Origin of the sequence: Streptomyces sp. NPDC046876 (assembly GCF_040645035.1) — a bacterium.
Classification (GTDB): domain Bacteria; phylum Actinomycetota; class Actinomycetes; order Streptomycetales; family Streptomycetaceae; genus Streptomyces.
Map to the genome: position 1 here is coordinate 1 of NZ_JBEYXK010000143.1, position 13663 is coordinate 13663.

13 protein-coding genes are annotated in these 13663 nt (G+C 71.8%); 9 read left to right on the plus strand and 4 right to left on the minus strand.

What is annotated here, in order from left to right:
- Window positions 1-646: 646 nt before the first annotated feature.
- Together ABZ924_RS35845 and ABZ924_RS35850 are read left to right on the plus strand one after the other, a co-directional pair.
- Window positions 647-1114 (plus strand): hypothetical protein, encoded by a 468-nt coding sequence (locus tag ABZ924_RS35845; protein ID WP_361919463.1) that lies wholly within the window; start codon window positions 647-649, stop codon window positions 1112-1114.
- Window positions 1115-1144: 30 nt separating this feature from the next.
- Entirely contained in the window at window positions 1145-2065 is a 921-nt protein-coding gene (locus ABZ924_RS35850; protein WP_361919465.1) for a hypothetical protein, read from the plus strand.
- 307 nt (window positions 2066-2372) lie between these two features.
- Here the strand turns inward: ABZ924_RS35850 and ABZ924_RS35855 are convergent, their stop codons facing one another.
- Window positions 2373-3905: an AMP-binding protein gene (locus ABZ924_RS35855; protein ID WP_361919467.1), complete on the minus strand. Its 1533-nt coding sequence runs from the start codon at window positions 3903-3905 to the stop codon at window positions 2373-2375.
- A gap of 166 nt (window positions 3906-4071) precedes the next feature.
- Here ABZ924_RS35855 and ABZ924_RS35860 point away from each other — a divergent pair, with 166 nt between their 5' ends.
- Window positions 4072-4851, plus strand: coding sequence for a class I SAM-dependent methyltransferase (locus tag ABZ924_RS35860; RefSeq protein WP_361919469.1), 780 nt, complete (start codon window positions 4072-4074; stop codon window positions 4849-4851).
- Between the two features lie 111 nt (window positions 4852-4962).
- Window positions 4963-6204, plus strand: coding sequence for a nuclear transport factor 2 family protein (locus ABZ924_RS35865; protein ID WP_361919471.1), 1242 nt, complete (start codon window positions 4963-4965; stop codon window positions 6202-6204).
- Window positions 6205-6288: 84 nt separating this feature from the next.
- Here ABZ924_RS35865 and ABZ924_RS35870 read toward each other — a convergent pair whose 3' ends face one another.
- The gene (locus tag ABZ924_RS35870) at window positions 6289-6801 is read right to left on the minus strand and encodes a phospholipase (protein WP_361919473.1); all 513 of its coding nucleotides are present in this window, start codon (window positions 6799-6801) and stop codon (window positions 6289-6291) included.
- A 384-nt stretch (window positions 6802-7185) separates the two neighbouring features.
- Between ABZ924_RS35870 and ABZ924_RS35875 the strand changes: the two genes are divergently transcribed.
- Window positions 7186-7680 (plus strand): hypothetical protein, encoded by a 495-nt coding sequence (locus tag ABZ924_RS35875; RefSeq protein ID WP_361919475.1) that lies wholly within the window; start codon window positions 7186-7188, stop codon window positions 7678-7680.
- On the opposite strand, the gene ABZ924_RS35880 is transcribed toward ABZ924_RS35875, so the two are convergent.
- Window positions 7677-8453, minus strand: a complete 777-nt coding sequence (locus ABZ924_RS35880; protein WP_361919477.1) for an alpha/beta hydrolase — start codon at window positions 8451-8453, stop codon at window positions 7677-7679. The two genes, ABZ924_RS35875 and ABZ924_RS35880, sit on opposite strands and share 4 nt — an antisense overlap.
- A 111-nt stretch (window positions 8454-8564) precedes the next feature.
- Between ABZ924_RS35880 and ABZ924_RS35885 the strand changes: the two genes are divergently transcribed.
- Entirely contained in the window at window positions 8565-9269 is a 705-nt protein-coding gene (locus ABZ924_RS35885; protein WP_361919478.1) for a 4'-phosphopantetheinyl transferase superfamily protein, read from the plus strand.
- Between the two features lie 398 nt (window positions 9270-9667).
- Here the strand turns inward: ABZ924_RS35885 and ABZ924_RS35890 are convergent, their stop codons facing one another.
- Window positions 9668-10360 carry a nucleoside deaminase gene (locus ABZ924_RS35890; protein ID WP_361919480.1) on the minus strand — a complete coding sequence of 231 codons (693 nt, stop codon included), beginning with the start codon at window positions 10358-10360 and terminating at the stop codon, window positions 9668-9670.
- On the opposite strand from ABZ924_RS35890, the gene ABZ924_RS35895 reads away from it, so the two are divergent.
- From ABZ924_RS35895 to ABZ924_RS35905, 3 genes are all read left to right on the plus strand, one after another.
- A complete protein-coding gene (locus ABZ924_RS35895) occupies window positions 10359-10781 on the plus strand; it encodes a GNAT family N-acetyltransferase (RefSeq protein ID WP_361919482.1) in 423 nt (140 codons plus the stop codon). The genes ABZ924_RS35890 and ABZ924_RS35895 overlap by 2 nt on opposite strands.
- Before the next feature lie 79 nt (window positions 10782-10860).
- Window positions 10861-12114 carry a S8 family peptidase gene (locus ABZ924_RS35900; protein WP_361919483.1) on the plus strand — a complete coding sequence of 418 codons (1254 nt, stop codon included), beginning with the start codon at window positions 10861-10863 and terminating at the stop codon, window positions 12112-12114.
- 149 nt (window positions 12115-12263) lie between these two features.
- Complete coding sequence (locus ABZ924_RS35905; protein WP_361919485.1) at window positions 12264-13556, plus strand: hypothetical protein; 1293 nt, start codon at window positions 12264-12266, stop codon at window positions 13554-13556.
- Window positions 13557-13663: the final 107 nt, after the last annotated feature.

Here is a 13663-nt window from a genome sequence, read left to right on the forward strand (position 1 = left end):
CGACTCCACCGCCGCTACGAACGCAAGGCCGAGCACTTCCTCGCCTTCACCAGCATCGCCTGCACCCTCATCTGCTACCGCAGGCTCGCCAAATGTGATGGCCTCTAAGACTCGCATGAACGGCTGGAGAGCCATCGTCTTCTGCCAGCTACTGGTACCAGCGCCTGCCCCGTACCACCAGGACATCTGGAGCGCGGTGGGAACACTCCCTACCTCGTCAAGAGTGCTCGCCTCGCGGCCCCGCGCCTGTCTACGCCTCGCTGCGCGCCCCAGCTCCGTCTGCCGCGCGGGTGAGCAAGCCGACACGGTGCAAGACATACAGCCCGCAACGACTGGGGTGGCCGCCTCCGCGGCTTAGCCGCCTCCCCGAGACGAGTCCCGCCGAGCAAGAACAAGGGGCCGCCTCCGAGTTGACGTGGCAGGGCCGGGCCCTGAATATATTCGGCCGCGAACCGGGCTGGCCGCCAGCCAAAACCGCGTCGCCAACGTACGTTCTAGACACACAGCCTTCCATCGCGAAGGCTCCGGCAAAGCCAAATTGGACCCAACTTGCGACCTTCTGTCATGCGATTTCTACTGGAAGTGAGCGCCGGACACGGCTGGAGCGACTTCACCCATGGCAATACCCCCCACGGGGAGGGTTTAAATGTCCTCAAATGTATTGCCGGTCATAGCATCCGGAACAATTGGTGCAGCGGCGGCTCTACTAAGCCAGTATCTGTCCAGCCGAGCAGCCCAGGCCCGCCACAAGATGGACATCGCACTCAAAAAGAGAGAGTCGTGGAACTCTTTCATCTTGCCGGCAGCCACCCTTCGCGCCGACGCTTACGAAAAAATCTACGACCACCTGCAAGGTGTCACCGAAGCGAGAAGGTTGAGCATTGAAGATTATAAGCTCATTCGGCGTCAGCTCATTTATCTTCCTAAAGACACGAAGAATGCCCTAGTGAGGACTCTTACCCAACTTCTCCGAGCAGTGCGAGAGAAAGACGAAGATGCGGTTATACGCTGCATTACGGAAGTTGAAAGCCTGCAGGCTGAGCTTCGGCGCTTGCTGGGTCTAGAGGCGATCGAAAGGTACGTCGACAACTTGTCAACCGAACCTACGGCATAGAGAAACGAAATTGTTCACTCAGGAGGGACCATGTCTCTCAATAGCCCAAATTGGGGAGAGTTTCCGGAGGATTTCAGCCAGGCGTCACCTCAAGCTTCTCTTCTCGAAGAGGTCGAGAAGAGCGTGGCGGCAGAGCTAGATCGGGCTCAAGGTCTAATCACTCCCGACTGGGCGTCAGTAGTAATCAACATCGAGCCTTCCGCAATACCGAGAGAGACAGCGGATCCGCGTCGCATAATTGAAGTAATTGAGCGAGAATTCAATTGCACTTACGATATCTCCAAGGTGGCTGCAATAAATCCCCAGGTTTCAGACGTTGCAGCACTAGCTCACGAAATAAAGACCGATCAAATCGTTGGCTTCAACGGCGGGTGGATCCAGTACCGCGGCCTTGAACGCGTCACCATGATAGATGATTTTCGTTTCGGCCAACAAACATTGGCGGCCACAGTAAAGGGAACCACGGAAGAGGCTTCCTACGTCTGCGGGAGACTAGCCAGTCTTCTATGGGAAGCTGCTGGCGTACCACGAAAATGGGATGAGTTGGCCCCCTTGGCGGAGGCCCACGCCTACCGAACTTCCACGCTGGTGGATCTAGGCGTTCCTCTGCTAAGCCTCCTATCGCCCACCTTTCATGAATTCGTGAGGAAGATTTGCTCGCTAGGCGGGGACGCTAAGTATATGGGGTCGTTCGGCTCTCGTGCCGCAAAATTTAACTTCGACCCTCTCGTGGTGCCCCATTGCCGGGAAATTGACCTACAAATTGCTCTATTCGATGAGATTTCAGGCGTTCAAGAGGAGTGTACATTCAACCTGCTGCTACATAGTCGCCCGGATGCAAATCGCTCACGCGTCAAGATCATGAGCGAATTGGAGTCGTCTAAGCACAGCGATATAGTCCTAGCGCTAATAGCGAAGCTCAGGGCTGCCGACGCAGCTGCTAAGAAGTGATAAAGAAAGTGTCTGCCTGCGATCCCGTTCTGCTGAATCCAAGCAGGCTCGGGTCCTAGGCTCCCGATCGACGGAGCGGACTCCTCCGGTGACTTCGCGGTGGCGTTGGTCCCCGTCAGGGCAACCCGGAGAATATGCGGGTCAGGCCGGTCGCGGTGGGCGACAGAGCCGGTCTCTTTTAAGTACTTAGCCGCAGGGTCGAGTCCTGCCGGGGCACTCGCACCACCCCAGCCGAAGCCCTCCCGCGGGAGGGCTTCCGTGCGTCCGGGGTCTGTGTCCCGCCTTGCCCTTGCCCGGAATATGGAATTCAGCCGGTGGGGGCGGCTTCGGTGCGGAGGCGGGGTTTATCGGGTTTGCCCTGGGAGGTCAAGGGGAGTTCTGCGCGCCAGAACACCGTCGTGGGGCGGTGGGCCGCGGAGAGGGTTTTCTCCACCAGGGCGCAGGCCTCGGCCGCCGTGGCCGGATCGGGGGCGTGGCCGGGGGCCGGGACCAGGAAGGCGCAGACCTCCTCGCCCGCCGTCGGATGCGGGCGGCCCACCACGGCCGCCTGGGCGATCGCGGGGTGCCGGGTCAGGGCCGCCTCCACCGGCAGGCAGTAGACGTTGTCCCCGTCGACCATCACCGCGTCGGCCAGGCGGTCGTCGAGGTGGAGGTAACCGTCCGGGTCGAGGTGCCCCAGGTCTCCGGTGCGCAGCCAGCCGTCGCGGATCGTGGCCGCGGTCAGGTCGGGGCGGCCCCAGTAGCCGGTCATCATGGCCGCCGAGCGGGTCCACACCTCGCCCGTGCTCCCGGTCGGCAGCGGCCGGCCCGCCGCGTCGCGGACCTCGACCTCCACCCCGGGGGCCGGCCGCCCGACCGAGGCGAGCAGGCCCGGCCGGTCGGCGACGGCGGCCTCGTGGTCGGCGACGGTGAGGCGGCAGATCACCGCGGCCTCGTTCATGCCGTAGCCCTGCTGCCAGCGGCCGCCCCACCGGGTCACGGCCTGCCGCAGCCGCTCGGGCAGGATCGGGGCGGCCCCGTACGAGATCACGCTCAGGCCGGGGATCCCGGCGGCCGTCGCGGGATCGTCGAGCAGGCGGTAGACCATGCCGGGCATCAGGTACGTGGCCACGGGCCCGAGCCGTCGGCAGGCGGCCGCGAACTCCCGCGGCTCGAAGGCGGCCAGGATCTCCGTACGGCCTCCGGCGCGCAGCTGTTCCAGGCAGCGCCCGCCGGCGCGCTGGGCCAGCGAGGTGACGGACACGTACGTCGGGGGCGGGGGGATTTCGCCGCTTGGGCGCAGCCCCGGCGCCTCCCGGCCCGCGCGGCCGTCCGTCCGGGACGCGAGGGCGCCGAACGTGGAGGCCACGCCCTTCGGCACGCCGGTCGTGCCGCTGGTGTACGTGACGCGGGCGATGTCGTCCTCCCGCGCGGCCACGGGCAGCGGCGCCGCGGGCCGGCGGGCCGCCGCCGCCAGCAGCTCGTCCAGTTCCAGCCGGGCCGCGGCCGCGGTGTCCGGCACCGGGATGTCGTGCACCACCAGCTGGGGCCGGCAGTCGCGGAGGATGAAGTCCAGCCCGTACGTGGCGGGGTCCGTGACGACCTGGGTCAGCCGTGCGCCCAGCAGATGGGCCGCCAGCCGCACCTGGACCACCTCCGGCCGGTTGCCGCCGAAGACGCAGGCCAGCCCGGTGCCCCGGCCGACACCGCGGTCGGCCAGCTCGCCGGCCAGCCGGTACACCAGCTCCAGCAGCCCGGAGTAGTCCAGCAGGCGGCCCGCGCCGCCGAGCGCGGGCCGGCTCCCGTACCGCTCCAACGCGCCCACCAGGTCCGCGACGTACCGTGCAGCCGCAGCAGCCATGCCCTGCCCTCCCGCTTTCTCCTCCGCAGGGGAGGCAACCGCCGACCGCCGACCGCCGACCGCCGATGGCCGTGGCCGACCGTACGGCTCCGTACCGCCGGACCGACCGGCCGTTTCCGCCGTGCGCTGTTGACGCCCGGGGGCTCCGGCGGCCCAGCATGGGCGTATGACGGATGCCTCCCGTGCACGCTCGTTCAGTACGGCCGCCGCGCGCTACGCCGACCACCGTCCCTCCTACCCGCCCGCGCTCCTCGACGCACTGCAGGAACTCTCCGGGATCCCGCCGACCGGCGCGCGGGTCGCCGACGTCGGCGCCGGCACCGGTATCGCGACCGCCCTGCTGCACGCCCGGGGGGCCAGGGTGGTGGCGGTCGAGCCGGGGGCGGGCATGGCCGCGGAGCTGCGGCGCCGCCACCCGCGGATTCCGCTCGTCCGGGGGGACGGGGACCGGCTGCCGTTCGCAGCGGGGTCCCTCGATCTGCTGACGTACGCGCAGTCCTGGCACTGGACCGACCCGTCGCGTTCGGTGCCCGAGGCCCTGCGCGTCCTGCGCCCGGGCGGGGCGCTGGCGGTCTTCTCGAACGACCCGGACGTCGGCGTGGAGTGGATAGCCGCGCAGGAGGCGCGGATCGAGGAACGTTTCGGCCCCGGCTTCTACATCAACGAACGCCCCCGCTCCGCGGGCGGCCTGGAGTTCACCACGCGCCTGCTGCGCTGGGCGCGGCGGGTGCCGGTGGACTTCCACCTGGCCAAGCTGTCCACCCATTCGCTCTTCCTGGTCGGGGAGCCCGGCACGGACGCCTTCCTCGCCGAGGAGCGCGAACGGCTCCTGGCCCTGTTCCCGGACGGCCTGCTCGTGGAGCACTACGTGGTCGATCTGAGCGTGGCCGTACGTCCGCCCCTGCGCCCCTCGCCCGCGGTCCCGGCCGCATTACCTGACAAGTAATCGATCTCCGAAGCCCCCGCTGACATCGTGATCTCACCGCCGGGGGGCGCGCACTCGCCCCCCGACGGGACGTCAATCGAGCACGTCAGGACCACGATCGGGGAGTCGGCCATGAAGGCAGCACAGCAGCAGGCGTCGCAGGCATCGCAGGCATCGCAGCCGTCGCAAGCACCGCAGGCACCGCAGGCGGAGCAGGCGGAGCAGGGACCGCAGGCGAAGCAGGCGGGCGCGTCGCGGGGGCGGCGGGCCGGGCTGGCCGCGGCGGCCGCCCTCGCGGCCGGGCTGTCGTTCGCCGTGACCGCCACCGCTCCGGCCGGCTCCGCCACAGCGGCCTCGGCGGCCGGCCAGGCCGTGAACCCGGGCGCCGGCGGCACCTGCGCCGAGGTCCACGGCAAGATCGACCGGCTGGAGGGCCGGATCACCCCGAACAACTGCGCCTTCCTCAAGCGCCAGATCGCCTTCGGCGAGGCCCCCACCGGCACCCCGCCCGCGCCGCGCGACCTCACCCACCCGCGCGTCCAGGCGTACCTGGACATCTTCGCCGACGACGCCACCCTGTGGGAGGCGGGCGGCGCCCCGCAGCGCGGCCGCACCGTGATCGGCAACTCGATCACCAACTCGCTGCGCCTGGCCCCGGAGCTGCGCTACCGCGGGACCGACGTGGTCGCGGACGGGGCCGTGGTGATGTTCGGGCAGCGCAACGAGATCACGGTGGCCGGCCGCACGGTGTCGTACCCGCAGATCGCCCGGAACGTGCTCTCCGACGACGGCAAGACGATGCAGGCCCGCCGCTACTACGACCGCCACGAGCTGTTCAAGCCGATCGCCCCCGAACTGCGGCCCCTCTTCGACGGGATCGCCGACGCGCCCGGCGGCGGGCAGGGCGGACAGGACGGACAGGGGAACCGGGGCGGGCGGGCGCCGGAACGTTTCCGCGCCGAGGAGGTCACCGCCCGGCTGGCCGCCTGGAACAGCGGTGACGTCTCCGCCCTCACCGGCCGGATGGCGGGGGCAAGGCTGGCCGGCCCGGGCCTGGGGCAGCCGCTGGCCACGGACGCGGCGAAGACGGCGTACCTGAAGCGGTTCTTCGAGAAGGCCGACGTCGAACTGAAGGCGGGCCAGATCGCGTTCGGTGCGACCACGACGTACGTGGAGTGGCACGGCACGGTGACCGTGACCGTGACCGACGGAACGGGTGAGGAGGCCAAGGAGCGCAAGGACATCCCGTTCGGGATCGTCGAGCGCTTCGGCCCCGGCGGCGAGTGGGAGCTCTCCTTCGACACGCTGCCCCTGATCGCCGACAACAACACGATCGGCTCTCTGTACCAGCGTCTCGCCGCGGCCGGTAAGTAGGGACCGCGGCGGTATGGAACCGGTCCCACCCGACGGGGGCACGGGCGGGACCGGTGGTTCGGGGAAGGGCCGCGGCGCGGCCTGTTACTGCGCGGCCGGCCGGGCGCCCGGCTCGGCGGCCGGGGCGTCCTGCGGGGAGACGCCGAAGGCCTTGACAGCCTGGTAGTAGGTCCAGGCGGTGCTGTCGCAGGAGGACTTCTTCACGCCGGAGTACGCCGAGCACACCCGCTTCAGGTCCGCGTACAGGGCGTTGTCCAGGCGGTCCTTGTTCGCCGGGAAGGTTCCGGCGGCCTTGTAGTTGCGGTAGCCGAAGTCGTGGCGGGCGCACGACGTCTGGAACGGGAACCCGAAGGGGTTGTCGGGCGAGGAAGAGCAGTAGTCCGTCGACCAGTCGAACCCGTACGCCGCCCACTTGGCCTGGTTGCCGCGGGCGGAGACCCAGGCGCTGTAGCTGGAGGCGCTGGTCTGCGTCCAGGTGCTGAGCACCTGCGGCTTGTCGGCCGGGGCGGCGGACGCGGGGGCCGCGAACACCAGCACGCCGGCCGCGGCCGCGGACACGGACGCGGACGCGAGGACGGGAGCGAGACGACGGCGCATGGCATTCCTCCAGGACGGGGGCGGGTGGGGAGCCCGCGGGGGAACCGTGGGGACCGACCGCCCCGGTCAACTGCCGGTGCGGCGACGGGTTCCAGACTCGGAGGAGCGCATATCGCCGATCCCCACGACGCCTATAACGGGGCGCGCGGGCGGCGGTGTCGGAGCTTGGGGCGCGGGTGCGACGGGTGCCGCGGGCGCAACGGGTGCGGCGTATGCGACGGGTGCGGCGGGTGCAGCGGGTGCCGCGGTCCCGACCGCCGCAGACGGCGCGCGGCCGTAGACGGGGCAGTCCTCTGGTACGACCCGGCGTCAGACTTCAGACAGACTTCAGGTTCGTCCTGCGGAGGGACGCACGATCAGTACCCGCGCCCCGACACTGATCACATGAAGCGCCGTCCCCTCGTCATCGCCGCCGCCGGCGTGGGCGTCCTCGCCACCGCCGCCTTCGCCCTCCCCAACCTCCCGCCCAACCCCGTGACCGACTCGATCAACGACCAGGTGTTCCAGGAGAAGAGCCGGCGGTACGCGACCGCTGCGGACGCGCCGACGCGCGGCGCGCAGGCGTTCAGGCTGCCGTCCTGGGTGCCCAAGGACGCCACGGACATACGCATACGGGCGCGCAGCACCGGCGAGGCCCGGCTGATCCGCTTCACGCTCGGCCCGACCCCGCTGGACGGCCCGCAGTGCACCGCCGGCACGCCGAACCGGCCGCGGGGGCGGGAGTTGAACGCGACGTGGTGGCCGCGGGGCACCCGGTCCGAGGAGCGGCCCGAGTGCCGCGACGCCCGCCAGTACCAGGTGGCCGTGCGCGGCAAGCGCGTCTACGCCTGGACCGACGGGACCCCCTCGCCCGGGGCCGGGCAGGGGCAGGCCCGCTAGGAGTTGTCGCGGACCAGTGCGTCCGCGGTGGCCCGGGCGAAAGCCTCGGGGTTGTCGAGCATGATGTTGTGCCCGCAGTCCGGTACGGGGACGACGTCGACGCCGGCCGCCCGGAGGGCCTCGGCTCCGGCGAGCGGGCCGTCGGCCTCGGGCAGCAGGTAGCTGCGCGGGATCTTCAGCTCCAGCAGCAGTTCCCGCATCGTCGGCGTCGTGCCCGCCGCGAGGTGCACGGCGGAGCGGTACAGGGCGGTGCGGCCGGCCAGCCGCATCGTGGACCACCAGTGGGCGCCCACCCGGTCGCGCACCTCGGCCCAGCCGCCGGCCAGGAACTCCTCCTCGGTGTAGGAGGCGATCCCGCTGCTGCCGGGCGTGCGCGGGACGACCGGGACCGGGTCCAGGTTGGCGTCGACGAGCACCAGCCGGGACACCAGGCGGGGGTGGCGGTGGGCCAGGACGATGGCGACGGCGCCGCCCATGCTGTGGGCGATCAGCTCGGCGCCGGCGACGCCGGCGGAGTCGAGGGCCGCGGCGAGGGCGTCGGCGTGCGCTTCGAGGGTGTAGGAGAAGTGCTCGGGGCGGTCGCTGTGCCCGTGTCCGAGGAGGTCTATGAGGAGGGAGCGGCGCCCTGCCAGCAGGGGGTGGACGGCGCTCGCCGCAAAGTAGGCGGGGGCGGTCGCGCCCAGCCCGTGCACGTACACCCGGGCGGGTTCGGCGCCGGGCAGTTCGGCCCAGCGGATCCGGTCTTCTTCCGGTGTCACTATGGCACTTCGCACCCTGAACTCCTTGATCGTCGACGGAAGTGCCGAGCCTAACCAGGGGCGCGGGGGCCTTGCCGATCTTTCTGCCCGGCGCGCGCTCACGTACGGGCGTCTTAACCTCGTCTGGTGACAACTACGTACGTGAACCAGCTCGGCGGGGACGTTCCGCACACCGGTCAGCCGCCTGCGGGGGCGGCGGTGGAGGTGTGGTCCCTCGACACCACGCTCGGCGTGGTCGGCGGCCACCGCGTCGAGGAGGCGCTGTGGCTGCTGGACGCGGAGGAGCGCGGCCGGGCCGACCGGTTCGTCCGGCCGGCCGACCGGCACCGCTACCTCGCCTCCCACGTGGGGCTGCGGGTGCTGCTCGGCGGCTACCTGGGGCTGTCCCCGGAGAAGGTCGCCCTGGTCCGCGAGGAGTGCCCGTGCTGCGCCGAGCCGCACGGGCGGCCCGCGGTGGCCGGAGGCGGCGTGCAGTTCTCGCTCTCGCACAGCGAGGACCTGGCGTACCTGGCGTTCGCGGCGGTTCCGGTCGGCATCGACGTGGAGGGGCTCCCGCCCGCGGAGGCGGTGGAAGACGTGCTGGGCACCCTGCACCCGGCGGAGACGCGGGAGCTGACCGCGCTGGCGGAGGAGGACCGGCGGCCGGTGCTGGCCCGGCTGTGGGCCCGCAAGGAGGCCTACCTCAAGGGCACCGGCACCGGCCTGGCCCTGGGCCTGGCCGAGCCCTACGTGGGCACCGGCCCGACCCCCGCCCCCGTCCCGGGCTGGCACCTGACGGACCTCCCGTCCCCCCCGACCTACGCAGCCGCCCTCGCCATCCACACCCCCTGACCGCCCCGGCCGACACTCAAAGCCGGCCCGCCACATCCAGCCCCGCCACCCTTCGAAGCCGGGGGCCAGCACATCCAGTCCCGCCCCCCGTCGAAGCCGGGGTCAGGCAAATCCTGCCCCGCCGGCGATTGAGGCGCGGGTCCGGGCAGAGCCCGGTACCCGGCGAAGCCGGGATCCTCGGGGCGCCGCCCCAAACCCCGCGCCCCAAACGCCGGCGAGGCCGAAACGGCCCACCTCCCGCTCCGAAAGCGGCGGCACCGCCCGGCCACGGGCGGGGGGGGGCCACCCCGCCCGGGCTTCGAAGCCGAGGCCCGGCAAAACCAGCCCCGCCGGCGAGGCTGGAAAGGCGAACCTCCGCGCCGGCGGGGGTGAAAGGGGCGGCCCCGCAAGGGGGGCGGTCAGGGTTCGCGGGAGAGGCGGGCCGTGCGGGCTGCGGCCGCCGGGGCCAGGCTCGGCCAGAGGGTGGGAAGCCAGGCCTCGGCCGAAGGAGCCTCGGGGAGGCCCGGGGGCACGGTGTCGTGGAGCCGGGCCGTCTCCGGCTCGGCGGTGCGGTGGTGCGCCAGGATCCGCGGCTCTGCCGGACCCGGCGCCGCCACGACGACACTGCGCAGGAACATCACGTTCGCCGCGAGCAGCCACAGGTCCTCGCCGGGCCCGGCCGCGCCGGACTCCCCCGCCGTGCCGCCGGCCAGCGCCCACGGATCCGGCGCCAGGTACCGCACCCGCCCCACCCCCGTGAACCGCGCGGCCTCCGCGCACATGCCGCACGGCTCCTGCGTGCTCCACAGGGTGGCCGCGCCCAGGTCCCAGCCGGTCCGGGCGGCCCCGAGCGCGTTCATCTCGGCGTGCGCCAGCGGGGTGCCCCGCAGCGGGCCGGCGCCGCCCGGCCCGTCCTCGTACGCCTCGTTGCGGCCCTCGGCGAGCACCTCGCCCGCCGCGTCGGCGAGGACGGCGCCCACCGCCAGCCCGCCCGCTGCCAGTGCCTCGTACGCCAGGCCGAGGGAGCGCCGTACCGCCCGCGGGGCGGCCCGCCACGCCGTGTCGAAATCAGAAGGCTCATGCACCACGGCGACCATTATCGTGACGGCCATGGACATCCGTGTGGCGAACACCGTCGCCGAACTCCAGGCCGCAGAGGGGCTCTTCGACGGCCCGGCCCGCCTGGACTGGTCCGAGCGCTTCCTGTCCGCGCCGGGGCATCTGATGCTCATCGCCTACGTCGACGGGGTGCCGGCCGGCATGGTCTCGGGGGTCGAGATGACCCACCCCGACAAGGGCACCGAGATGTGCCTGTACGAGCTGTCCGTGGACGAGGGCTACCGCCGCCGCGGCATCGGCCGGGCACTGACCGAGGCCCTTGCCGACGAGGCCAAGAGGCGCGGCTGCTACGGCATGTGGGTGGGCGTCGACACCGACAACGAGGCCGCCCTGGCCACCTACGATGCCGCCGGCGCCCACGACGAGGGCGTCTTCGCCATGCGCGGCTGGCCCCTGAAGCCGTCGGCCGGCTGACTCCCTCCGGCGGCGTGTCGTGCCGCCACTCGGCGCACCCTCCGCGCGCCCGCCCCGCGCCCCGGCGAGCATCGGCCGCATGACCGCACTCACCGCATTCACCGCGCTGCTCCCGGCCGCCGCCCTGCTGGCGGCGGGCACCGCACTGCCCCCGCACCCCGCCCCGGCCCCCGCCTCCGCCTCCGCCTCCGCCACGACCGCCGCTTACGTCGTGACCCTCAAGGACGGCACCTCCCGCGCCGCCGCCCCCGCCGCCGCCCGCGCCGTGGCCGCCGAGGCCGCGGAGGCGGGCGACGAGGTCGGGGCCGTCTACGACACCGTGCTCAGCGGCTTCGCCGTCCGCACCACCGCCGCGCGCGCCGCGGCCCTGGCGGCCGACCCGCGGGTGGCCTCGGTGGAACCGGACGCGGTGTTCCGCATCAGCGGCTCCCAGTCCCCCGCACCGTGGACGCTGGACCGGATCGACCAGAGCGAGCTGCCGCTGGACGGCTCGTACACGTACCCGGCCACGGGGCGGGGCGTCACCGCGTACGTCGTGGACACCGGGATCAACCTCCTCCACCAGGAGTTCGGGGGCCGGGCCCGGGCCGGCTACAACGGGGTGTTCCTGGAGCGGGGCTCCACCGACTGCAACGGCCACGGCACGCACGTCGCGGGGACCCTCGGCGGGTCGGTGTACGGGGTGGCGAAGGAGGTCTCCCTCGTCTCGGTGAAGGTGGCCGACTGCCGCGGCGATGCGGCCCTGTCGTCGATCCTCGGCGGCCTCAACTGGCTGGTGAAGGACGCCGCGAAGGCCCCGGGCACCCCGGCCGTCGCCAACATGAGCATCGGGGGCAGCCGCAGTTACGCCCTGGACCGGGCGGTCACCAAGGCCGTGGCCGCCCGGATCACCTTCACCGTGGCCGCGGGCAACGGGAACACCGACGCCTGCAAGGGCTCCCCCGCCGCCGTTCCCGCCGCCCTGACCGTCGGGGCGACGGACTCCGCCGACCGGCGCGCCCCGTTCTCCTCGTACGGCCGCTGCGTGGACCTCTCGGCGCCCGGCGTGGCCGTCACCTCGGCGTGGAAGGGCTCCACCACCGCGCTCGCCCGTGCCTCCGGCACCTCGATGGCCGCCCCGCACGTGGCGGGCGTCGCCGCGCTGATCCTCGCGCAGGGCGTGGCGGGCGGCGCCCCGGCGATGACGCCCGCCCAGGTCTCCGACGCGCTGGTGCGCGGCGCGCTGGCGAACCGCATCAGCGGGCTGCCAGCCGGCACCGCGAACCTGCTCCTGCACCTCCCTGCGACGGCCCCGTCGCCCGGCAGCACCACGGGGGCCGCAAACCCGACCTGATGGGACATCAATTTCTGTGTGCTTCGGGCAAAGGGAAGTCATTGACTTCTCGTGACCGCGACGCGTCAATGTCGGCCACCGCACCGGCTCGTCCTCCTCCACACAGCGGGTGGGGGGAGGGGTTCGTCCGACGAAGGAGTCGCGACCCAGTGAGTACAACGTTCCGACGAAGAGTCCTGGCCGGGGTGGGCGCGCTGTCCCTGGCTCTGACGGGCGGCGTGGTGGGCCTGGCCGGCACCGCGCAGGCGGCGACCAAGACCACGCCCGTATTCGAGAACTGCGACGCCCCGGCGCCGCAGCCGGACGGCTCGGGCAACCAGAACTACACGATCACCCTGCCCGACACGGCCAAGGCGGGTGACGTCGTCCCCATCACGATCGACCCGGGTGCGAGCCCGCTGGTCCCCGGCTTCTCCGTCACGACGGTGAACACCACCAAGATCACGCTGAAGGTCGGCGCGACCACGCAGGTGGTGACCAGCCCGCCGGAGACCGTCAGCGTGGTGGCCGGCACCCCGCTCGACCCGAAGGCCTTCTCCGGCACCGTCAAGATCCCCGACGGCACCGAGGGCACCACGGTCGACGTCAAGCTCGACCTCGCCGTCACCGACGCCGACCTCAGCGGATCGGTCTTCACGACCACCTGCACCCCCGCGCCCCGGCCGAGCGCCACCCTCGGCTCGGTCGCGGTCGAGGCCCTGCCGAAGGACCCCGTCACCACCAGGCTGACGCCGAACAGCGGCAAGGCGGGCACGGCCGTCACCGTGACCGGCGCCAACTTCCCGGCGGGCGCGGTCACCTGCTCGGCGCTGCTCGCGGGGGCGGCGACCGGTGACACCGGGGCGGGCACCGCGGACGCCTCCGGCGCCGCCACCTGCAACCTGACGGTCACCAAGAAGGCCGACGCCATCAAGATCGACGGCTCGGTCGCCCCGTACAAGTCCTTCGTGTTCCTGGAGGACCAGGCGGGCGTGAAGAACCCGGTCGACATCGAGGTCCTGCCCGGCCCGCTGGCGCTCGGCCCGAAGGACGGCCAGCCGGCCGTCGCCTTCCCCTCGGTCACCATCAACGGCAAGGCCCAGTCGGTGGTCGGCGTGTTCAACGCGGCGACCGTCCAGGACTTCCGCGGCGGCACGCTCGGCTGGGACGTGACGGCGACCCGTACGCCGTTCCTGAACGAGACGACCGGCCACTCGATGGCGAAGGCGCAGCTCGGCATCCAGCCGTCCTGCACCGTGACCAACCCGGACAGCCCGAGCACCTGCACCGCCGGAGCGCCCGGGGCGATCACCGACACCCCGATGAAGGTGGCCTCGCAGGCGGCCGGCGGGGACGAGCTGACCGGCGGTGAGTTCGCGGTCGGCGGCGCCGGGATGATCCAGCTCCCGGCGTTCATGTTCGCCGACACCTACCGGACGGTCGTCACCTTCTCGATCGCCTGACCGATCGACCGGCCGATTATCCGACCGTTCGACTGACCGGCGGGAACCGGCCCACCCGGGGTGGTGGGGGGGGGCCGGGCCGCCCCCCCCCCCCCCCCGCGCCCCCC

Excerpts from the sequence above, each read along its gene's own strand:
- ABZ924_RS35865 (WP_361919471.1), top strand. The coding sequence starts at position 4,963 with ATGAAGGCAGCACAGCAGCAGGCGTCGCAGGCATCGCAGGCATCGCAG.
- ABZ924_RS35870 (WP_361919473.1), bottom strand. The coding sequence starts at position 6,801 with ATGCGCCGTCGTCTCGCTCCCGTCCTCGCGTCCGCGTCCGTGTCCGCG.
- ABZ924_RS35855 (WP_361919467.1), bottom strand. The coding sequence starts at position 3,905 with ATGGCTGCTGCGGCTGCACGGTACGTCGCGGACCTGGTGGGCGCGTTG.
- ABZ924_RS35850 (WP_361919465.1), top strand. The coding sequence starts at position 1,145 with ATGTCTCTCAATAGCCCAAATTGGGGAGAGTTTCCGGAGGATTTCAGC.
- ABZ924_RS35845 (WP_361919463.1), top strand. The coding sequence starts at position 647 with ATGTCCTCAAATGTATTGCCGGTCATAGCATCCGGAACAATTGGTGCA.
- ABZ924_RS35895 (WP_361919482.1), top strand. The coding sequence starts at position 10,359 with ATGGACATCCGTGTGGCGAACACCGTCGCCGAACTCCAGGCCGCAGAG.
- ABZ924_RS35860 (WP_361919469.1), top strand. The coding sequence starts at position 4,072 with ATGACGGATGCCTCCCGTGCACGCTCGTTCAGTACGGCCGCCGCGCGC.
- ABZ924_RS35890 (WP_361919480.1), bottom strand. The coding sequence starts at position 10,360 with ATGGCCGTCACGATAATGGTCGCCGTGGTGCATGAGCCTTCTGATTTC.
- ABZ924_RS35875 (WP_361919475.1), top strand. The coding sequence starts at position 7,186 with ATGAAGCGCCGTCCCCTCGTCATCGCCGCCGCCGGCGTGGGCGTCCTC.
- ABZ924_RS35900 (WP_361919483.1), top strand. The coding sequence starts at position 10,861 with ATGACCGCACTCACCGCATTCACCGCGCTGCTCCCGGCCGCCGCCCTG.